We start from the raw sequence: 21,524 nt of genomic DNA, 5'->3' as shown, positions 1-21,524 counted from the left end.
TATGGAAAAGGTAACCATCAAAGACGTTGCTAGAGAGGCTGGCGTTTCCATTTCTACAGTTTCTAACGCGTTAAATGACGTTGATGTATTAAACCCGGAGACGAAATCACATGTTCTTAAGGTCGCGAAGCAATTAAATTATGTTCCAAACCTAAATGGTAAGCTCCTAAGGAACGGAAAAACTAAAATGCTAGGTTTTTTCACGACAAGTGTAGCGGGTCCTTACTTCTATAAGCTGGTGGAGTCCATGTCGCGTGAATGTGATCGGTTAGGTTACGGGCTGAATGTATTTGTTACAAAGGATAAGCAAGTGATTATGAGCAATATTCTAGGCCGACGTGTGGATGGCGTCATTATTTACGAAGAGCAGAGAATAGATGAAGAAGAAATTGCCGCGATGGTGAAAGACAAGATCAAAGCTGTGTTTCTGGATCGACCGCTTAAGAATGATACGATGGGAAGCGTGATCTTTGATTCCTTTGAAGCGGGTTACGATGCAACCAAATATTTAATTAGTCTGGGACACAAGAAGATTGCTTACATATCTGGTGTGGATGAGATGTATGACAGTGTTCAGCGGAGAGAAGGATACTTGGCTGCCTTGCGTCAGTATCAGCTTCCGACGAAGGAAGAGTATATTATACAAGGATATTTTGAGGAAGAGAGCACCTATAACGCCATAAAGTCTTTAGTTCACTTGAGTCCTGATAAAATGCCTGATGCTTTTTTAGCAGGGAATGATTTGAGCGCCATTGGATGTATTCAAGCTTTGAAATCGAATGGATATGAAGTCCCTCTAGAAGTAAGCGTTATGGGGTTTGACGATATTGATATCGCGCAGTATTTCTCACCGCCATTAACGACGGTAAGAAATCAAATTGCCAGACAAGGCATTCTATCCATTAATCACCTGGTTCGCATGATTCAGAAGAAGGAACAGGGCGAAATGATGAAATTGACAGGCGAACTAATAGTACGCGGTTCTACTCAAGTGAAGATTGATCGGTACTAACACTTTTAAGAATGGCAACAAGTAGTATCTGATCATTTTTTAAATATAAGAAAGTATAAGTTTGCACCTATACTTTATGTCTTATATTTCTCGCTTAAATGCATACCGTCCTAATAAGGACGCTGAAGGCGTTTATACTTGATAATTTTTGTTGTTTTGGGAGGTTTTTTTTTCGAAGAAATAAAAACGTTTTTATTGTTTTGGGGATCATGATTTGGAGGGGAGAAGAACAACGTGGATAAATTAGCCGTAGTGCCAGTGAACGGGAAGAATCCAATGAATAGTAAGAAACCTATGGGACAGAGGGTCAAAGAATTTGTGATTGATTATAAGAGGCAATGGGAGATTCAGTCCATGGTCATCCCGGGAATCATTTTTATGATTATCTTTTGTTTCATTCCTATTTACGGATTAACGATTGCTTTTAAAAGCTACACCGTAATTGACACGCTCGATTCTGCGCCATGGGTTGGGCTTGATAATTTCAGAATTATTTTATCTGACAAATATTTTTGGGATGCTGTAGTCAACACCCTAGGGATCAGCTTTCTGAAATTAGCTATAGGTTTTGTGATTCCAATTATTCTATCCGTTATGATTTATGAATTAAGCGGTGGACGTTTTAAGAAAATAGTACAAACGATCTCTTATTTACCTCACTTTTTGTCCTGGATCGTTCTGGGCGGGATGTTGATTGCTTGGTTTTCTTCATCCGGTATGTTTAATGAGATCCTGCTCAATTTAGGCATAATTTCGAAACCGGTAAATATTTTGCTCGATGCGAACAAATATTGGTGGATTGCAACGTTATCGGATATTTGGAAAGAGGCTGGTTGGGGAACGATTTTATACTTAGCCATCATGTCGAAAATTGATCCTACTTATTATGAAGCTGCAAAAATAGATGGGGCTAGCCGTATGAGACAAATTTGGAATATTACGCTCCCTAACATGAAGCCGATTATCAGTTTAAATCTGATTCTCACTGTAAGCGGTTTATTAGGCTCGAATTTGGATCAAACCTTGGTCTTGATGAATTCTCAGAACCGTGCGAAGGCAGAAGTAATTAATTCTTATGTATATCGTATGGGTATGACGCAAGGTGACTTCTCTTATGCTACCGCTGTTGGTTTAGGTGTCTCCATTGTTTCAGTGATCCTACTGATCAGTGCCAACAAAGTATCCAGTAAATTAAATGATAATCAATCCGTTCTGTAGAAGGAGGCATTTCTGTGAATCGTACGGTAGCTAAAGAAGATCTCGACAGTCGAATCTTTAATACCATAAATATTATCTTACTCTGTATTTGTACAGTAATTATCGTTGTTCCCTTATGGAATGTGGTCATATCCTCCTTAAGTTCAGGCAAGGCGCTCGCAGAAGGCGGATTTATATTCTGGTCTACCGATTTTTCCTTAGAGAATTATCGTGCAGTATTTAATGACGAGACGATTGGACTAGCCTTTCTGGTTTCCATTGCCAAAACGTTCATCGGTGTCATCACCCACGTATTCTTTTGCGCGATGATCGGGTATGGCTTGAGTAAAAAATACATACGTGGCCGCAAGCTATACGTTGCCATGGGTGTAATCACCATGTTCTTCTCGGGTGGTATGATCCCAACGTATTTACTGATTAAGTCACTCGGTTTATTGAATAGTTTTTGGGTTTATATTATCCCGGCCTTGTTCAGTTATTACGATGTAGTAATTCTAATGAATTTCTTTAGAAACGTGCCGGATTCACTTGAAGAGTCAGCCAAAATCGATGGTGCAGGCGACTGGCGTATTTTCCTGAAAATATTTATCCCTCTTTCCATGCCGGCTATGGCTACGATTGCGTTATTTAACGGGGTTGGGCAATGGAATGACTTTATGACCACCAAATTATATATTACCGATCAAGCACTTTATCCGCTGCAGATGAAGCTCTATGAAATTATCGTTCAGTCGCAAACACAATCCATGCAAAATATCGGTGGATCTGCCATTATCGAAACTACGACAAAAGGGGTTCAACTAGCAACAATTGTCATTACAACTCTGCCGATTGTTGTGATGTATCCAATATTACAGAGATACTTTATTTCAGGAATGATGATGGGGGCGGTTAAAGAATAAGAAGATCGGAGGGATCTTATAGAAAATGTTTGTGAACGAAGTGGTCAAGCGGAAGTGTTGATAGCGCATTCAGATTTACACTTCCGTTGCTTACAAAACTTTTTAGGGGGAAACAAAAGATGATCAAAGCATTTGGGAAAAAAGGACTCATACTTTGTACTGCGCTTATGGCTGTTGTATTGGTAGTTACAGGTTGTGGATCAAAAGGTAGTTCTGATAATTCTAGCAAAGAATTAAGCTCCATTGAAGGCCGCTATACGATAGATCCGGAAACCCCAGCTTGGAAGATAGATACAAAAGAAGAGACTACTGACCTTACTTGGTATGTGAATGCGGATTGGTGGAACACAGATTTTGGTAAGGACCTCGTTACTAAAAAGATTAAAGAGGATCTGAACATCAATATTAAATTCATTACTGGAGACGACACGAAATTAAATACTATTTTTGCTGGTGGCGAAATGCCGGACATGTTGACAATATTTGATTCTAACTCACCAGTGGTACAAAAAGCCGCAACTTGGGCCCTGCCTTTGAATGATCTGGCGGATAAATATGATCCTTATTTCAATAAAGTAGCTGCAAAAGATACGATGAACTGGTTCCAGCTAGCAGACGGTAAGACTTATGGCTATCCTAACTATTCTAATACTCAGAACGATTTTGACAGCGGTAACATTCCAGCTAAAACGGCATTTGTCATCCGTAAGGATGTTTACGAAGCTATTGGAAAACCAACTATTGGTACTCCGGAAGAATTCAAGAGCGCTATGCAACAAATTAAAAAGCAGTTCCCAGAAATGATTCCATTTGGCTTTAACTCTATTGGTTCGGGTACCGGTTCTCTGGGAGATGCACTTCAGGACTTCATCGGCGTACCGATGGAAACCGAAAATGGTGAATTCTATAATCGTAACCTAGATGAGGATTACCTGACTTGGGTGAAAACATTAAATGAAGTCTACAGAAATGGTGACATCAGTGATGACAGCTTTGCGGATGACGGTACGGCTTTTGAAGAAAAATTAAAGTCAGGTAAATATGCAACAATGCTGCTGGATGGAACGCCTCAACAAAGTGGTAACCTGCAAATCTTCATGACTGAGAATCCAGGCAAAGAATATATCGCTATTGATGGACCGCAAAGCACTGTTGGAAATGCGCCAACCTTGAACCAGTCAGGCATTACAGGTTGGATGATCACCTATGTTACTAAAAAAGCTAAAGACCCTGCTAAAGCGATTCAAATCTACACTTATTTATTGAGTGAAGAAGGTCAAAAGCTTATGAACTATGGTATTGAAGGGGAAACCTATAAAGTTAACGAAGAAGGTAAAATTGAATTTTTACCTGAAATCAAAGACCTTCAATTGAATAATGCCGATAAATTTAAAAAGGATTACCGGATGGGCGAATTTATGTTCTTCGGACATGACCGTGATAAAGCTTTGAGTAATGACGCATTCGCAGAGTCCATTAAACAAATGCAAGAGTGGGGTAAAGGAAAGCTGAAACCACACTTTATTCTTGAAAACATCAATCCAGCTCAAGGAACACCGGAAGCTCGTAGTCTATCGGCAATCGATACGAATTGGAACACTACGCTTGTAAGTATGATTCGTTCCAAGGATGATGCTACATTTGAAAGTACCTTGGCTGCTTACAAAACATTCTTGACCGATAACAACTGGGATAAGATCGTAGAAATCCGCAGTGAAAAAATGAAGAACAACAAAGAAAAACTAGGTCTTAAATAAGTAGAGGGATGGACGTGGGCCCCTTTTCCGGGGCCTTATCGTTACAGGAGTGATAAACACAGCAAAATATATAGAAAAGTGGAGGGAAACAACATGACAAAACTTAAAATGTATCAATCTACAGGGGAGAATGAATTGTTCGTAGAGCAAACACTAGAACAATTGACTCCAATCGCTACTGGTGAGGAGATCACAACTGTAAACCTTGATGAGAAGCAAACCTTTCAGGAAATGGATGGCTTTGGGGCATCCTTTACGGATTCATCCGCCTACTTGATTAACCAAGTGCTGGACAATGAGCAGAAAAAAGAAGTCATGAGCAAGCTTTTTGATTCCAAAGACGGAATTGGCTTGTCGGTATTAAGAAATCCAATGGGAGCATCGGATTATGCTAGAGATATTTATAGCTATGATGATATGCCTGCACAGGAAACCGATACAGAATTAACTCATTTCTCCATCGCACATGATGAAGCTGATATTATCCCTTTGTTGCAACAAGCGCTGGAACTTAATCCTGAGATTAAGCTGATGGCTTCACCTTGGAGTGCACCAGGTTGGATGAAGACTAGCGGATCGATGATTGCGGGAGAACTCAAACACGAATATTACCAGGCATATGCCGACTATTTTGTACGATACATTCAAGCTTTTGAAGCGCACGGCCTGCCAACTTATGCGGTAACACCGCAGAACGAGCCTCTTTTTGAACCAAAGCACTATCCAAGTATGTTAATGCTGCCTGAGGCACAGAGGGATTTCATTAAAAACTATCTGAAGCCTAGCTTCGTGAAACACAACATCCATACCAAAATTCTCTGCTATGATCACAACTGGGATCGTCCAGATTATCCACTAACAGTGCTAGATTATGCGAAAGATGAAGTAGATGGTGTAGCTTGGCACTGGTATGGTGGGAATGCTTCAGCACAATCCGAGGTTCTGAAGGCTTTTGCGGATAAAGAAGTTCATTTTACAGAAGGTTCAGGTGGGGAATGGATTCCTCCGTTTGGGCAAGCCTTCTCGAATGTAATGAGAACTGGAATTGATATTCTCAGAAATCATAGTAAATCCTTTGTATTATGGAATATGGCTTTAGATGAGAAGAATGGTCCAACTGTGCCGGGCTTTGGCAAAAGCACTTGTCGCGGTATTGTGACGGTCAACCAAGAAACGAAGGAGCTTACGTATACGCTCGACTATTATGCGTTGGCGCATTTCAGCAAATTCATTCGTCCTAAGGCTGTACGTATTGACGCTTCCACTAATCAAGAAGTGATTCGTTCCGTAGCTTTTAAGAATACAGATCGCTCTATTGCAGTAATCCTGTTCAATGATAGTGAAAAGGCTGAGAATGTTGCTGTGAACTTGCAAGGTAAGGATGATTTAATGTTCCGTTTAGCCTCTAAAAGTGCCTTATCTATTTTGATAAAATAACTTGTATATGAAGTGCTCGAATTTCGATTCGGGCACTTTTTTATGAGAAAAATGCATAAAAAATCAGTGTTTGTGAATCTTAAACGCATCCCTAAAGCGAGGAGACATGAGCATTGAATAGAAAGTTTGTGCTGACGCTGCTAGTTATTTGTTTGATAATTACTGGTGGATCTAGTATTTTTGCTGTTAAAAGTGTTCTACCTGTAAGGAGTGAGACACCCAAATGGGCTGTGGAGCTTAATAAAAGCAAACTGCCTTCGCCACAACCAGAAAAATATAAGAGCTACGAGTTATTAATCACAAATTTAAGTGAAGATACGATAGATGTAACTTTTGAGCTGTATCGACCCGTGCAAGAACCTCTTCAAGAACAAATCATCTTAATTGATCCAACAAGTTATGTTATGAGACCGAATGAGCCCGTTAGCTTTAGTCATTTTTTTATAAAGAATGGGGCAAAAGAATTGGAAGTCGTTCTCTCATGGAAAGATCAGAATAGACGAAAGCATAAGCAGAGTATTAAGTTTACGGATTTTGATTAAATGGATCATAGAAATGCTAAATATTACTCTATTTTTGATAGAAAAAAATTATAAAAACCGCGCCATGGCGTTATTCCCGCCGCGCGGTTTCCTATATTATGTCCCTTACAAGCTGCTAAACACGATATTACGCAGCTTGCGCGTAATCGACATCGTGCCGGCATCTCTTTTCTGAATCATAAAAAGTATCGTTAGGCTGTCTTGAGGACTGTTGCTGAAGTACGCTCCCAGCCAGCCGTCCCAACCATATTCACCTTGGCCGCCGATAAGTCCGGCTTTTCCAGATTCGGTCATGATGCGCATCTGGTTGCCATAGCTATGACCGCACAAGGAGTGCCATAGACTAAACCCATTTTGCTGCCAATCCGTTAAAGAGGGCGACGTCAAATATTGAACCGTTCTAGGCTTGAGTAGCTGAACGTTGTTTAAGCTGCCTTGATTCATCAGCATTGTCGTAAATTTGGCGGCATCGTCAATCGTAGATACAAGCCCCGCTCCGCCCGACTCGAAGGCTGGTTCAAGATCCATCTGATGGCAGATACCAAGATGACTTTCCGCATATAGCTTCAAGCCTCCGTTGCCGTCATCCTGATAGGTTTTTGCAAGACGCTCTCTTTTAGCTTCAGGTAGCCAGAACCCGGTATCTTCCATTTCCAGAGGCTCGAAAATTTCCTTGTTCAAAAATTCCCCATAACGCATGCCGCTAACCACTTCCACAATTGCGCCAAGGACATCTGCCGACGTTCCGTACTGCCAGTACGATCCCGGCTCGAATGAAAGGGGCCCTCGGCCTAGACTGGATGCGAATTCCATGGTACTCATCGGGTTCTCACTGTACAATCGACTGCTCAGTTCTTGAAACAATGCATCTGTGTGCTGTCCGGCTTTGTCGGTTCCCCCGTATACCAATCCAGATGTCATATTTAGCAAATCATGAATGTTGACTTCTCGGCCTACAGACACTAGTTCACCGTTCTTCTCAACTAGCTGATTCTTAAAACCTGAAATATAGCGGCTTACCGGATCGAACAAGTCGATATCTCCACGCTCCATCAGCAGCATTACGGAGGTGGCGGTAATTGGCTTAGTCATCGAATATAAGCGAAAAATCGAATCCCTGGTAATAGGGCGTCCCGACTCAAGGTCAGCCATGCCGTCTTCATGGTAAAACACTTCCTTACCGTCTTTGATTACCATAAGGTTCGCACCGGCGATTTCTTTGTTAACGATGCTAGCTTTCAGTGTTTTTTGTAACTGGTTAGTTATGTTTGTGTTCAGCATATTCCTTATGTCTCCTTCTCGAATAGGTACCATCATTTATGTGCATTCTCTATTAAAATATTAAGCGCTTATAAACGGGTTGTATATACTGAATAGCAAAGCTTAATGACAGCGAGATCCAGGCAATATAATCATCGCAATTCTAGGAACTATTATTGGAACAGTATCCGCGATCATGATTGATGCAGATACTGTGCGTATTAAATATGAGAAGAATGCTGACCGAATACATTTTGCTTGAGCAATTGTATAGCGGTAACTTGCATTGGAATGATAAAATGCCAATATATGCCGATGACAGCACATTGATTATTGTTTTTAGCGTAGCCGGCCTGAACAATAAAATATAAAGAATAAACAGCGGCGAAAGATCGTCTTAAATACTATCTGATACAGCCATGGACATCGTTAAGCCGTATTTGAAACAAGAAAGCTATGAAAGGCGGAGTTCGTTTGATTACTGTTAAGACCCAAATTGAAATCTCTGCACCTATTCAGCTCTGTTTTGACTTAGCCAGAGACATTGAAATACATACAAAAACAGTTTGGATACACACAAAAGAAAAAGCAATCATGGGAGTTACCTCGGGACTGATCGGACCTGGCCAATCGGTAACATTTGAAGCCACTCATTTCTTAGTGAGACAAAAATTAACTTCAAAAATTACCGATTATAATGAACCATTTTTATTTGTGGATGAAATGCAGAAGGGTGCATTTAAGAGATTAAAACACTTACATGAATTTAAAGAACTTGGTGGAAAGACATTGATGACTGATACGTTGCATTTTGAAGCCCCATTTGGGCTTTTGGGACGGGCAGTTGAAAGGATCATACTTGAAAAATACATGAAAAGGTTTTTAGAACATCGAAATAATGAATTAAAGAAATTGGCTGAAGCCACTAACTTCAGATAACTCCATTTTCAAGACGTTTCGGAGCAATTCGAAAAGCGATTGTGCCTAAATAAATAATGTATTGTTTTAAGATAAATACAAAATGGCAGTTCAGTGCTGAATTTCAGCATCTGAACTGCCATTTGTGTTTCTGGATCTCTAGCTAATGGGTTCTAACGCTCTAAACGGTAGCCACCATGAAATACAGGACCCACATATTCATTAAACGCAAATCCATTGCGAATGGCTGCGGAGACAAAATCTTTTGCTTTTGCTACAGCTTCATGGACGGATAATCCATTAGCTAAACCGCCTGTAATTGCTGCGGCAAAGGTGCATCCAGCTCCGTGATTGTGAGCGGGCTCGATTTTGGCTGTTTGAAATACAGTGAACTCAGAACCGTCGAAGAAGACATCAATTGCTTGATCACCGCCGAGTGCTTTGCCGCCTTTAACTACGACATTACGTGCACCGAGCTTATGAATCAGACGAGCAGCTTCTTTCATATCCTCTAGGGTAGAAAGTTTGCCAAGACCCGAAAGAACGCCAGCTTCGAACAGATTTGGTGTAACCACAGTGGCTAGAGGCAGCAGTAAATCGCGAATAGCATCCGCGCTCTCAGGGTTCAAGACTTCATCTTCGCCTTTGCACACCATGACCGGATCAATTACTACATTTGTCTGTAGATTTTCTTTAATGGCTTGCTCAGCAACACGCACAATTTCAACACTTCCCAGCATACCCGTCTTCATAGCATTTACCGGACCGCCTGCGAAAATAGTCTTTAATTGCTCAGCAACAATAGATGCATCAATAGGATACACATTATGGTGCCATCCATTGTCAGGGTCCATAGTAACGATAGTGGTTAAGGCACTGAAGCCGTAGGTTCCATATTCTTCAAATGTTTTTAAATCTGCTTGGATCCCTGCACCACCACTGGAGTCGCTGCCTGCAATAGTAAGTGTTTTAATGATTTTTGTCATGGTAACGTCCCCTTTATATAACTGATTTCATAAACAACGCACTGAAATGATTATAACAAAAATTAGCACATCCGTCTTTTAAAAAGCAGGAGCAGGAGTCCGATTCACGGAGCATGCATATCAATATAGAAAGAAATTTTTAATAAAACGCATGGGAGGGCGAGTATGGTTACGATTAGTTTATGTATGATTGTACGAAATGAAGAAAAAAGCTTGCATAGATGTTTGTCTAGCGTTGCAAGTCTTGTAGATGAAATTAATATCGTGGATACAGGCTCGACGGATAAAACAAAAGAAATCGCAAAGTCCTTCGGAGCTGTGATTTATGATTTTGAATGGATCGAGAACTTTAGCGCCGCACGTAATTTTGCCTTTAGTAAAGCTACACAGGAGTATATTTTGTGGCTTGATGCGGATGACTTTATAAAGGAAGCGGATCAGATTCTGTTTAAAAAGCTAAAAGAAATTCTGCCAGGACATATACACAGTGTGAACATGCAATATAATCTGGCGTTTGATGAGGCGGGAAATGTCACAGCTAGCTTACGTCGGAACCGGCTTGTTCGTCGGAGCTGTAATTTTCAATGGATAGGACCTGTGCATGAGTACTTAGAGGTAAGTGGTCCTTCCTTCAGTAGTGATGTTTGTATTACACATGAGAAAGATAAGGAATATACGGACCGTAATTTGCGGATTTACCAAAAAAGAGTGGCAGAGGGTGAATTGTTCTCCCCGAGAGATCAGTATTATTTTGCAAATGAGTTACGGGATCATGCTTTGAATGAAGAGGCTTGTAAATACTACGAGATGTTTTTGGCGGGCGGGCAGGGCTGGATAGAAGATAATTTTCAAGCATGTTTAAAGCTTGCCGAATGCCGGGAACGGCAGGGGGATAAAGAAGGTGCATTTGAAGCGTTATGCAGAACCTTACAATACGATAAACCACGTTCTGAGTTCTGCTGCCGACTGGGGGCTCTTCTTTTGGAAAAAGGCCAATTGCATCCTGCGACATATTGGTATGAGCTCGCCATTCAGCTACCTCGAGATAACGATTCGATGGGGATGAAGAATGGGATCTTTTACACCTGGCTGCCGCATCTCCAATTGGCACTCTGTTATGATCGCCTCGGTCAACACGAGTTAGCGAATCATCATAATGAAACGGCGCTGAGCTTTTATCCATCCCATCCGAGCATGTTATATAATCGCACTTATTTTAAAAACTTACTTGGCGATAAATTTGTAGCGCTTTAGGTTTAATTTAGTAAAAGAGGTGCCCCAACCGTTGTTATTATGACGGCTGGGGCATTTATGCGTTTTTTTAGAACTTGTAAGGTTATTGGTTGTGTTATGCGTTTCCTTATCCCCTGCAAGCTCCGCTGATTCGCTCGGAATTCCGCGTACGATGTAGCTATCGGAGCTATCGGACCCAGCGGGCGTTAAACGTGGCATATTCCCACTTTTGGAATTCTATCGGACCGCATGATCGCTATTGGTCTGAAACACACTCGATTTGGAGCGATTTCGAAGGAATAGCGGCACTGGAGTCCGAAACTGTGCTGAAAAGGCGATAAATGGGCAAATAACGGCATCTGGGTCCGAAAGCACTATGTGGACGGGGAAGGTTTCTTGTAGTTGGAGTAAGTGAGGAAGAGGGTAGCCCAGCATTCATAAAATGGCTTCTGGGCTACCCTCTTTTTAATAAGCAGGATTATAATGTTGTTCTTTTTTATATTCGTTAGGAGGAAGGCCTACCTCTTGTTTGAAAAGCTTGGAGAAATAGGAGTAGTTGTTGTATCCAACTTTATTCGCAACGGTATACACAGACATGTTCGTTGTTTCCAATAGATGTTTCGCAGCTGAGATTCGGACTTGGATGATATAGCTACCTAACGAAACACCAGTCTCTCGTTTAAATATTCTCGCCAAATAATCAGGATTGAGATAAACAATTTCGGCCAAATCATTTCGTGTCAAGTCATCGCCGTAATTGGCATGAATGTATTGTTTGATTTCTTCTGCGACGGATTGTGGTTGTGCGGCAAAGTCACGGTATTTCATGGCTATAGTGACTAGATATTCTAGATATTCCTCCATATCCTCGATCGAATCCAAAGAGTGCATGAATAACTTATCATTTGTTTTTCCTGAATATAATTTGTGTGACCGTATCCCCTTCAGGTTGAGAAATGAATAAACAAGCTGAACAATATCTATGCGGTACAAGCTAAGCACAGAAGTCTCAAGTGCCCTGTTGTTAAGCATAACCTTTAAATATTGCGTAACCTCTTCAAGAAAAATAGTGAATTTATTCTGGTTCAGCAGTTCTTCCAGATAGGCAAGATCTGGCGGAGTGTAGATTGTTTTATTTTGATGAAGATAGGTTTCCACCAAAAAGGTCTGATTTCTGCATCTCGTATTTTCTTCATCCATAGTTAGAGATTGTTTTAGAACATTCCCCACATTATTCAGTTTATCGTATAAACCGATATTGCAGCAGACGTTACATTTTAAATAAGGATTCGCCTTTTGAATAAAGGAAGAGCATATTTCTTCAAGCAATGGCGTATCGGGTGCTTGATTCCATTTTAATATGGCGATCCAGTTATAATCTTTGTATTCCAGAATGCTTTCGATGGTAAAGCAAAGATTCTGAAATAATTCATATAGTACATTCAGCAGGGCAAAGTCGAAAAGATCCTTTTCTTCTTTTCCCATACTGCCATTGTAAGGAAATAAGTTGAATATTATAGGCTGCAATATATCGTTCATTTGATAGGACAGATTTTGTTCTTCAATGTCATGAGTGATGTCTGCAGGTTTAATCGGGAATGATGTACTGCTACTAACCATTTTGCGCCAAAAATGCTCGAGAATTTTCGCCTGATTCTTTTGCCAAAAGTAGCCTTCCTGTATGGCTATTTTGTTACTTTGTTGCTCCTTTGCCTGTGTAACAGCCTTCTGGATTATAAGCATCAACTTATCAAATTCAATGGGTTTAAGAAAATATTCAAAGCTTTGCAATTCAATCGCTTTCTGCGCATAATTAAAATCCGCGTAATTGGTAAGAAGAATCGTCTGAATACTATAATTCCCCTCCCGAATCCACGCCAGTAGTTCGAGTCCGCTACCCTGAGGCATTTCAATATCTGAAATCAGAATCTGAATCGAATGCTTTTCTATAATTTCACGTGCTTGGGCAACATTATTAGCGGTATAAACCGTTTCGATGTTTAGTGAATCCCAATCTATTCTCTTTTGCAATGCGGCTATAACATAAAAGTCATCATCTACAAGCAATACATTCATAGTTTTCTCTCCATTTCTGTTGATTCATTAGGTGGTTTCGGAAGAAATAAGATGACACTTGCGCCGCCTCCCTCCAAATTGGAGAAGCTAACTCTAGCTCTTTTAAGATAGAGGTATTCGAGCCTTTTAAGGGTATTCATAATGCCAATTTGCGTACCTTTGCTTTGATCCAAGGGCTCTCCATGGTTAAGTTTCTCTAACACTTGTGGTGGAAAACCAGGACCGGTGTCGGTGAGCTGGATAACGAGCATTTCTTCCTGTTCCATTCGTAATCGTTGTACTGTAAGCCTGATCACTACTTGATGGTCTCGTGAGATAGCATATTTAATTGAATTTTCGATGAAGGTTTGCAGCACTAACGGTGGGATTTCCACACTACTTGCCTGATCCTCTTGTTCAATATAGTAAATAAACGCATCCTGATAACGTTGCTTTTGAATTTCCAGATAGGTTCGGACATGCTCGATTTCGTCCTTCAGTCGGACAAAATTCTCACCATTTTGAAAAAGATAACGGAAATATTTAGATGTAGACATCGCCATATTCTCGATTTCTTCATACATTTGAATTTGAGCCATGCTATAGATACTAGTTAGGCAGTTCAAGAAAAAGTGCGGCTTAATCTGAAGTTTCATATAGTCTAGCTGTATGCTCTGTTTCTCCAGTTCCTGTTCATACATAGTGATTTTAAACGTTTTGATTTGTTCAACAAGACTTTTGAATTGTGTGTTCGCCTGTTCCAGCTCAATAATCTCACTGCTTTTGAAGTCTGCCGGCTGCCCCTCCTCATTAATGAAAGCGAGGTTTTCGGAGAAGCTTTGAATGGGGCTTAACACCCTTTTCTTAAAAAACAGCATAACCAGGCATAAAGCAGAAATCACTATGAAGAACAACAACATAATAAGCAGCTGAGCTATCATGATGTTTTCAAATATTCCAAACTTAATAACCATCTTGGTGCTGAACGTCATGTCTGAGAACTCACTGATGATCGTTGTACTGGATTGTAACCGATCCAAGAGCCCGCCATTTTCCTGTAACAACTTTCCGTTGTTGGATATGGGGCTGGATAAAGTATTTTGATTCTCATCTATGAGTGAAGCATAGCCGTTTGCCCCAAGATTAATTTCCCGCAGGGGGCGGATCAGGTTATCTGCAGAGATCAATCCGATTAAGTAGCGGTTATAGTATGGAACAATATTAATTACATAATGATTGCCGTTTACAAGGATAGGAGTCCACTTGGAATAATATTTTTCGTACATCTGTTTGTCATCAATAAAAGTAATGATCTGCTTTTTTAGATCCCGGTAATCCGTATAGGATACGCTGAGTGGCGCACAATTCAGAAAATAGGACTCGTTTTTTAAATAGTAGAAGAAGTTATATTCCTGGCCATAGTTTTTTTGCAGTTCAGTAAAACGCTTATGCAGATTTTCATTCGATTTTAAGAATTCCTTACTTTTGACACCGTAAGTATTCATTGTAAGCAAGCTTTCGTCGTTCGCAAGCGTCCAGCCCATATAGTGATTAATGTAAGCAAAATCATGATCAATACGATTGATATAGATAGAGGCAGTATCCTGTAAATTTCTATTGGTCTGCTGCTTAACAATAGAAATGGAAGCGATGCTGATGGCTAAGTCTAGAATAAAAACCACAAATGAGACTGCAATCATGACTTTTATATAATGACGAATAGGGTAGGTTTTCTTTACTGCTGTTCTTTTTGTCATAAGCCCTTACTCGTAATCCTTTCTGTGTGCATCCGTTTTATGAATGCGTTTTTATAAGTGCTAAATTCATTATAAAACCTCTGCGTAAAAAAAACATACGAAGTCAGTATCAATTCACTTCAAAGTCCGGATAGCGCATACGGAAGTCTGAATAATGCTACTCTATTTCAACCATAGATGATTTTAACACCCCTTTTTCTTGTAAGCGAATTCAAAGGTCTGGAAAACAGTCTTAAAGTGTCCGGAAAGAGAAAAAACAAGAAGTTATTATAAAGATATTCAGATTCGCGTTCCACAAATGGATGAATCGAATGGTTTCAATAATATGAATGGGGGATTATGAAATGGGTCAACACAGTAAGAAAATGACTACAAAGAAATTGTCTGTAAGTCTTCTGGCGGCTGCAATGGTATTTGGAATTGCGGGCTGCGGTGGAAACAATACGAATAATGCCGCAACGAGCGAAACTAGCAGTTATAACAAAGAAGGTTTGCCGATTGTTAATGAGCCTGTGACATTGAAGGTACTAACCGTCCGTTGGGGAAGTATGGGTGACACCTTTACCCAGAATCAGTGGTTGAAGGATCTGGAAAAGAATACGAATGTCAAAATTGACTGGCAAGTGATGTCTTCCAATGACTGGGCTGAACAGAAGTCTATTATGCTGGCAAGCGGCACACTTCCCGATGTCATCATAGGAAACCAGACTTTTGGAGATTCCGATATCGTTAATAATCTAAGCTTTTTCCTCCCTTTAGATGATTATATTGATCAGAATATGCCTAATCTTAAAGCAGCTTTGGAAGAAAATCCTGAAATGAAAAAAATCAGCACTTTTCCTGACGGGAAAATCTACTCTCTGCCAACAAGACTTCCATCGCGTCCAAAGAGCTCGCGTCAGCCTGTGATTAACAAAGTCTGGTTGGATAAATTAGGTTTGAAGGTTCCTACAACGACTGATGAGCTTTACACCGTATTTAAAGCTTTCAAAGAACAAGATCCGAATGGAAACGGAAAGCAAGATGAAATTCCTTATATTGAAGTAGGTAATGATATAATCAGTCCTTTTGGCATTGCTGACTTGAATAACAATAATATGATCGTCAAGGATGGGAAAGCGGTTTACTATCCTGTTTCAGAGGAATTCAAAGAAGGTCTCAAATGGGAAAATAAATTGTACTCAGAAGGCTTGCTTGACAAGGAAATGTTCACTCAAGATGACACAATGAGATCGGCTAAATTCCAAAATCCGGATGCTCCGATTGTGGGCTTCTCGTATCAGTGGACCCCGGACTCTGTGTTTGGTAAATGGAGTGATCAATATGAGACTATTCCTCCGCTTGCCGGACCAGATGGTAAGCGTTATACCGTAGGAAATCCGATTGGTATGAATCTAAATCGCAACGAACTGCTGATCACCACTTCCAGCAAATATCCTGAGGTCGCTGCTCGTTGGGCCGACCAGTTCTACACCAACGAAGCGAGTATTCAAAATTTCTGGGGTGCGATTGGGACCGTTATTAAGAAAAATGCTGACAGTACTTATACATTGATGGACCCACCGGCTGGAACCAGCGCAGATGCTTGGTACTGGGATCAATCGCTCCGTGATTTCGGGCCGAAATATGTAAGTCCGTCCTTTGAAGAGAAAATTGTCCTAAATCCAGAAAGTGGAGATGGACTGAAGCTGCAACTCGATAAACTGGGCAGTGAGTATGTATCAGAACCTTTCCCAAATGTTATGTACACTTCTGAAGAATTCGAGGAACTGCCAACATTGACTACAGATATCGATAGCTATGTGAATACTATGCGTGCTCAATTTATTAGCAAAGGCGGTATTGACGAAGGTTGGGCCGCTTATGTTAAGCAACTTAATAAAATGGGTCTTGAAAAGTTAATCAAGATTCGGACTGATGCTTACAACCGTTACATGAGCGTAAAATAACATATTTGTCTCCAAGAAGTGCTGTCCTGCATGAACGATGTGGGGCAGCACTCTCTATGTACTTTGATTTTAGCTTATGTTTTTTACATTTTGATAAGGAGAGTGTCATTGTGATAAGGAGATGGAAGGTACTAACAGCATTTGTGATGAGTGTAGTTATGTTAGTTTGTTTGGCAAGCGGTTTCATCTTTATTCAACCTGTTAACGCAGAAGTGGAGAATACTGTCCAATCTGAAACCACTCCAATTCCGGATCATACACTGAGAGTTCACTATCAACGGGCAGACAATCAATATGGGGATATGGGGCTATGGTTATGGGGAGATGTGAGTACTCCATCTGACCAGGTAGGAGACTGGCCGGCTGGCGCTTTATCTTTTAGCGACGAGCATTTAACAAGTTATGGCGCTTATGTTGATATTCCTATCAAGGAAGATGCCAGGAATATTTACTTTATAGTCATTAATAAAATAGCTGACGAAAAAGATGCAGATCAGAAGAATGTAACCCTGATTTCGTCGAAACTCAATGAAGTATGGATTAGTGAAGGATCAGACGTCGTCTCATTAACGGCACCACATGAGCAGAATGAAAATACGATCCGAATCTATTATGAACGGAAAGATCAGAATTACGATGATTGGGGACTGTGGTTGTGGGATGATGTGACGACCCCGTCTGAAGCAGTGGGGAGCTGGCCAACAGGCGCAGTAGCGTTTTCCAACAGTCAGAGTGACAAGAATGGCGCCTATGTGGATGTGCCTTTCAACGAGAATGCAGAGAAAATCAGTTTTATTGTAGTTAATCGCACAAAGGATGAAAAAGATGGGGATGGACGCAGCTTCATCAGACTAAAAGAGTATCAGACGATCTACCTGAAAGAAGGGAATCCTTCTATTTATACCTCCCCTTATGTTACCGAGACTGAAAGCTCAGCCAACTTTCCTGAATGGTCCAAGGATTCTACCATTTATGAAGTGAATGTCAGACAGTACACGAAGGAAGGTACTTTCAAGGCTTTCGAAGAGCATCTGCCTCGCCTCAAGGAGCTTGGCGTAGAAATTCTGTGGATGATGCCAATCCACCCGATTTCAGAGACGAATCGAGTCGGTTCTTTAGGATCTTATTATTCTGTCTCGGACTATAAAGCAGTTAACCCTGAATTTGGAACGATAGAAGATTTCAAACATCTTGTGGATAAAGCGCATGAAATGGGCTTCACGGTAATGCTGGATTGGGTGGCCAACCATACAGGTTGGGATAACGCCTGGATACAGCATAAAGACTGGTACGTTACCGACAGCAGTGGTAACATCGTCTCCCCTGAAGGCTGGGCTGATGTTGCTGAATTGAATTATAACAATCCCGACATGCGTGCGGCGATGATTGACGCCATGAAATATTGGGTGAGAGATGTAAATATTGATGGTTACCGTGCTGACTTTGCTTCAGGCGTACCGCAGGATTTCTGGGAAGAGGCTCGGCAGGAGCTGGACGCCATCAAGCCAGTCTACATGTTGGCCGAAGACGACAGCCAATATGGTTTGTTGGAGAAAGCCTTTAATTCTAACTACAATTGGGAGTTGTTCTACAACATCACAGCTAAAATACCGACAGGAACCATCCGTAGCGGTGATGTGAAGAAATTTCTGGACAATCAATTTCAAAAATATCCAAAAGGTTCTTATCCGATGAACTATATTACATCACATGATATAAATTCGTGGGAAGGTTCGGCCTCGGAAATGCTCGGCGATGCAGAGGATATGCTGGCAGCGTTCAGTTTTACCATACCGGGTATGCCGCTTATCTACTCTGGTCAGGAAGCAGATTTGAACAAGCGGCTTGAATTTTTCGAAAAGGATGAAATCGACTGGAGTGATTTGTCCAAGCAGACATTGTACAAACAGCTTATTCAAATTAAGAAAGATAATCCTGCGCTTTGGAACGGCAGCGAAGGCGGAGAAATCAAATATTTATCTGTGAATGATGAACATGTGCTGGCCTTTGAGCGGGTGAAGGATGGCAACAAAGTGATCGTTATCCTGAATCTGTCTGATGTGGAGCGTAAAGCAACTGTACAGGCGGAAGACTTGGCAGGAAGTTATTACAATTATTTTGTCCAGTCGCGTACGGAGATCACATCGGAACAAGAGTTTACACTTGAGCCTTGGGGATATCAGATCCTTACAAGCAAAGATGTTGATGCAGAACCAACACCAACACCAACACCAACACCAACACCAACACCTAGTAATGAAAATACATCGGGAGGTGGGATCACAGTTGGAGGTCCCACTGTGAAGCCGAAGGATGAATCGGTTGCTGTATTTGACGAGAACAGCCTGAAAGTGACAAGTGAGGGTAAAGTTACACTTTCAGTGAACAAAGCTGTGAAGAAAGTACTTCTTCCAATCCGAGCTGCCGAGATTACCGGCGATGCAGGTATACAAATCAAATTTGATCAGGTTACGGTCGAGCTTCCGGTTGAAGTCTTAATTGAAGCACAAAAGGCTATGAAGGAGTCAGGTTTCGAACAAGCACAGCTTCAGATCACTGCTTCCATGGTGGAACCATCTGCTGCTAATGTTTTGCTGACGGGTGCACAGAAAAATAACAGCAACATCCGATTGACTGGGTTGTTATATGATTTCAACGTGTCGGTTATTTCTAATCAAGGAAAGCTGAAATTGCTGCCAACGTTCACGAAGCCGGTAACGCTTACCTTTAATGTGAATACCGATATGACTGGTATCTATCGGATCGGAGATGATTATAGCCTTACCTATGTAAATGGGAGAACAGCAAGCGGCACGATAGCTGCAGAGGTGGGGAGGTCCGATCGTTATGGCGCACTGGAGTATAAAGTTATCTACTCAGATGTGAGCAACCTCCACTGGGCTTTCACGGCGATACAATCATTGTCGGCGAAGCAGATTATAGCTACGGGTTCTGATAAGTTTGAGCCGGCCAGAGTGGTAACGCGTGGCGAGTTTGCCGCGATGCTGGTTAGGCTGCTTCAGCTAAATCCAGCTGAAGCATCATATGAAACCGAGATGGCCGCCGCTGCACAGGCAGGCATCGTGATTGGTAAAGGCAGCGACAAGTTGGGATTGGACGATTTTATCACCAGAGAGGAAATGGCTGTTTTGCTGATCCGTGCGTATAAGCTTCACACCGAAGCTCCTACCGGAACGCTAACCGCTGCCAACCACTACGCGGATGAATCCAGTATTTCACTCTGGGCGGCCGATGCTGTTAAAGAAGCCACCGCATCCGGTCTGTTGAACGGAAAGACAAGTAACAAGTTCGACCCGGATTCACAGCTTACCCACGCAGAAGCTGCGAAAGTTGTCTTCGCCCTGCTGGGACGGATCTGAGAAGAATGATATGGTAGTTACCCTCAAGAAAGTGGCCCGTAGAGCCGGAGTCTCTCCCTCTACGGTTTCACGGGTGGCAGCGGGTCATCCAAATGTCCGTGAAGAAACCTTTCGCAAGGTAAAAAGAATTATGGATGATATGGAGTATACTCCCAATATAATCGCGAAAAGTCTTGTTTCCAATACCACAAGTAGTATTGGCATTCTTTTGCCGAAGCAGGAAGAGAAAATGTTCTCCAATATGTTCTTTATGGAAATGATACGTGGAATTACTGCACAGGCCAACCTTTCGGGCTTCGATATTTTCATTAGCACAGGAGCCAGTGAGAAAGAAGAACTGAAAATCGTCACCCGCCTTCTGGAAGGAAGACGGGTCGACGGTATAATTGTATGCTCCTCCCGTAAAGATGACTCTGTGATCGATTTCCTGAAGGAAAAGGACTACCCGTTTGTCTTGATCGGACGCAGCGACAAATATAATGGGATTTTGTCCGTAGATACCAACAATTTAATAGCAGCCTGCGATGCAACGAACTATTTGATTTCCATGGGCCATAGACGAATTGGTTTTGTTCACGGTCCGTCGAATCAAATCGTTTCATTAGATAGGCTGGAGGGCTATCGGAAAGCTATGCTGGATAACGGCTTGGAATGGCGTCCCGAATGGATAATGGATAGAAAGTCCGTGGAGGACAGAGGTTATCACGGCATATCTAACTTTATGAGGCTTCCAGAGCGCCCGACAGCGATTCTAGCCGTGGACGACATAGCAGCATTTAGTGTGATTGGCGAACTGAATAAGCTGAAGTATAAGGTGCCTAATGATTTGGCAGTAGTCAGCTTCAACAATACTTCGCTTACAGAGTTATCGACTCCACCGATTAGCAGCATCGACATCGGAAGCTACCGGCTGGGCTATACAGCCTCCAAAGTATTAATAGAGAGTATTCAAGGGTTGGGTAATAAAATCAAGGTTCCAAACCGCTTCATTATTGAGCATGGGCTTATCGTTCGGGAGTCGTCCATACCAAACTTGTTTTGTAGAAGATAAATTAAACGTACGCTCATAACACTTTAGAAGTGTATTCAATGGCAAAGTTAACAGAAAATACGCTACG

General features: G+C 41.5%; 16 protein-coding genes. 12 read left to right on the top strand and 4 right to left on the bottom strand.

Going from position 1 to position 21,524, the window contains the following annotated elements; translation table 11 throughout:
• Nucleotide 1 precedes the first annotated feature (1 nt).
• From NSS67_RS22405 to NSS67_RS22380, 6 genes are all read left to right on the top strand, one after another.
• Nucleotides 2-1,012 carry a LacI family DNA-binding transcriptional regulator gene (locus tag NSS67_RS22405; RefSeq protein WP_339315802.1) on the top strand — a complete coding sequence of 337 codons (1,011 nt, stop codon included), beginning with the start codon at nt 2-4 and terminating at the stop codon, nt 1,010-1,012.
• Between the two features lie 276 nt (nt 1,013-1,288).
• Nucleotides 1,289-2,230 (top strand): ABC transporter permease subunit, encoded by a 942-nt coding sequence (locus NSS67_RS22400; RefSeq protein WP_042193674.1) that lies wholly within the window; start codon nt 1,289-1,291, stop codon nt 2,228-2,230.
• A 14-nt stretch (nt 2,231-2,244) separates the two neighbouring features.
• Complete coding sequence (locus NSS67_RS22395; RefSeq protein WP_339315801.1) at nt 2,245-3,132, top strand: carbohydrate ABC transporter permease; 888 nt, start codon at nt 2,245-2,247, stop codon at nt 3,130-3,132.
• A gap of 119 nt (nt 3,133-3,251) precedes the next feature.
• The gene (locus NSS67_RS22390) at nt 3,252-4,889 is read left to right on the top strand and encodes a sugar ABC transporter substrate-binding protein (RefSeq protein ID WP_339315800.1); all 1,638 of its coding nucleotides are present in this window, start codon (nt 3,252-3,254) and stop codon (nt 4,887-4,889) included.
• A 93-nt stretch (nt 4,890-4,982) separates the two neighbouring features.
• On the top strand, nt 4,983-6,326 hold the full coding sequence (locus NSS67_RS22385) for a glycoside hydrolase family 30 beta sandwich domain-containing protein (protein WP_339315799.1): 1,344 nt from the start codon (nt 4,983-4,985) through the stop codon (nt 6,324-6,326).
• Nucleotides 6,327-6,439: 113 nt separating this feature from the next.
• A complete protein-coding gene (locus NSS67_RS22380) occupies nt 6,440-6,868 on the top strand; it encodes a hypothetical protein (RefSeq protein WP_339315798.1) in 429 nt (142 codons plus the stop codon).
• A gap of 105 nt (nt 6,869-6,973) precedes the next feature.
• Here the strand turns inward: NSS67_RS22380 and NSS67_RS22375 are convergent, their stop codons facing one another.
• The gene (locus NSS67_RS22375; RefSeq protein ID WP_339315797.1) at nt 6,974-8,149 is read right to left on the bottom strand and encodes a serine hydrolase domain-containing protein; all 1,176 of its coding nucleotides are present in this window, start codon (nt 8,147-8,149) and stop codon (nt 6,974-6,976) included.
• 215 nt (nt 8,150-8,364) lie between these two features.
• On the opposite strand from NSS67_RS22375, the gene NSS67_RS22370 reads away from it, so the two are divergent.
• Together NSS67_RS22370 and NSS67_RS22365 are read left to right on the top strand one after the other, a co-directional pair.
• Nucleotides 8,365-8,499 (top strand): hypothetical protein, encoded by a 135-nt coding sequence (locus NSS67_RS22370; protein ID WP_339315796.1) that lies wholly within the window; start codon nt 8,365-8,367, stop codon nt 8,497-8,499.
• Nucleotides 8,500-8,602: 103 nt separating this feature from the next.
• Nucleotides 8,603-9,067: an SRPBCC family protein gene (locus tag NSS67_RS22365; RefSeq protein ID WP_339315795.1), complete on the top strand. Its 465-nt coding sequence runs from the start codon at nt 8,603-8,605 to the stop codon at nt 9,065-9,067.
• 152 nt (nt 9,068-9,219) lie between these two features.
• On the opposite strand, the gene thiD is transcribed toward NSS67_RS22365, so the two are convergent.
• Entirely contained in the window at nt 9,220-10,032 is an 813-nt protein-coding gene (gene thiD / locus NSS67_RS22360) for a bifunctional hydroxymethylpyrimidine kinase/phosphomethylpyrimidine kinase (protein WP_339315794.1), read from the bottom strand.
• Between the two features lie 165 nt (nt 10,033-10,197).
• Here thiD and NSS67_RS22355 point away from each other — a divergent pair, with 165 nt between their 5' ends.
• Nucleotides 10,198-11,286 (top strand): glycosyltransferase family 2 protein, encoded by a 1,089-nt coding sequence (locus NSS67_RS22355; RefSeq protein WP_339315793.1) that lies wholly within the window; start codon nt 10,198-10,200, stop codon nt 11,284-11,286.
• A gap of 444 nt (nt 11,287-11,730) precedes the next feature.
• On the opposite strand, the gene NSS67_RS22350 is transcribed toward NSS67_RS22355, so the two are convergent.
• Complete coding sequence (locus NSS67_RS22350) at nt 11,731-13,341, bottom strand: helix-turn-helix domain-containing protein (protein WP_339315792.1); 1,611 nt, start codon at nt 13,339-13,341, stop codon at nt 11,731-11,733.
• Nucleotides 13,338-15,077, bottom strand: a complete 1,740-nt coding sequence (locus NSS67_RS22345) for a histidine kinase (protein ID WP_339315791.1) — start codon at nt 15,075-15,077, stop codon at nt 13,338-13,340. Before NSS67_RS22345 ends, NSS67_RS22350 begins: the two co-directional genes overlap by 4 nt.
• 344 nt (nt 15,078-15,421) lie before the next feature.
• Here NSS67_RS22345 and NSS67_RS22340 point away from each other — a divergent pair, with 344 nt between their 5' ends.
• The 3 genes from NSS67_RS22340 (at nt 15,422) to NSS67_RS22330 (ending at nt 21,457) form a co-directional block, all read left to right on the top strand.
• The gene (locus NSS67_RS22340; protein WP_339320669.1) at nt 15,422-17,026 is read left to right on the top strand and encodes an extracellular solute-binding protein; all 1,605 of its coding nucleotides are present in this window, start codon (nt 15,422-15,424) and stop codon (nt 17,024-17,026) included.
• Between the two features lie 110 nt (nt 17,027-17,136).
• Nucleotides 17,137-20,406 carry a pullulanase-associated domain-containing protein gene (locus tag NSS67_RS22335; RefSeq protein WP_339315790.1) on the top strand — a complete coding sequence of 1,090 codons (3,270 nt, stop codon included), beginning with the start codon at nt 17,137-17,139 and terminating at the stop codon, nt 20,404-20,406.
• Entirely contained in the window at nt 20,378-21,457 is a 1,080-nt protein-coding gene (locus NSS67_RS22330) for a LacI family DNA-binding transcriptional regulator (RefSeq protein ID WP_339315788.1), read from the top strand. Before NSS67_RS22335 ends, NSS67_RS22330 begins: the two co-directional genes overlap by 29 nt.
• Nucleotides 21,458-21,524 lie beyond the last annotated feature (67 nt).

The sequence above is a fragment of the Paenibacillus sp. FSL R10-2734 genome (genome assembly GCF_037963865.1).
Classification (GTDB): Bacteria; Bacillota; Bacilli; order Paenibacillales; family Paenibacillaceae; genus Paenibacillus_AQ.
The sequence above is the reverse complement of the archived record's forward strand: the minus strand, read 5'-3'. Positions and strand labels throughout refer to the sequence as shown.

Bases quoted from the DNA above. Each gene is read 5' to 3' on its own strand.
- NSS67_RS22385 (WP_339315799.1), top strand. From the start codon at position 4,983: ATGACAAAACTTAAAATGTATCAATCTACAGGGGAGAATGAATTGTTC.
- NSS67_RS22390 (WP_339315800.1), top strand. From the start codon at position 3,252: ATGATCAAAGCATTTGGGAAAAAAGGACTCATACTTTGTACTGCGCTT.
- NSS67_RS22340 (WP_339320669.1), top strand. From the start codon at position 15,422: ATGGGTCAACACAGTAAGAAAATGACTACAAAGAAATTGTCTGTAAGT.
- NSS67_RS22405 (WP_339315802.1), top strand. From the start codon at position 2: ATGGAAAAGGTAACCATCAAAGACGTTGCTAGAGAGGCTGGCGTTTCC.
- NSS67_RS22375 (WP_339315797.1), bottom strand. From the start codon at position 8,149: ATGCTGAACACAAACATAACTAACCAGTTACAAAAAACACTGAAAGCT.
- thiD (WP_339315794.1), bottom strand. From the start codon at position 10,032: ATGACAAAAATCATTAAAACACTTACTATTGCAGGCAGCGACTCCAGT.
- NSS67_RS22355 (WP_339315793.1), top strand. From the start codon at position 10,198: ATGGTTACGATTAGTTTATGTATGATTGTACGAAATGAAGAAAAAAGC.
- NSS67_RS22350 (WP_339315792.1), bottom strand. From the start codon at position 13,341: ATGAATGTATTGCTTGTAGATGATGACTTTTATGTTATAGCCGCATTG.
- NSS67_RS22370 (WP_339315796.1), top strand. From the start codon at position 8,365: ATGCTGACCGAATACATTTTGCTTGAGCAATTGTATAGCGGTAACTTG.
- NSS67_RS22345 (WP_339315791.1), bottom strand. From the start codon at position 15,077: ATGACAAAAAGAACAGCAGTAAAGAAAACCTACCCTATTCGTCATTAT.
- NSS67_RS22400 (WP_042193674.1), top strand. From the start codon at position 1,289: ATGAATAGTAAGAAACCTATGGGACAGAGGGTCAAAGAATTTGTGATT.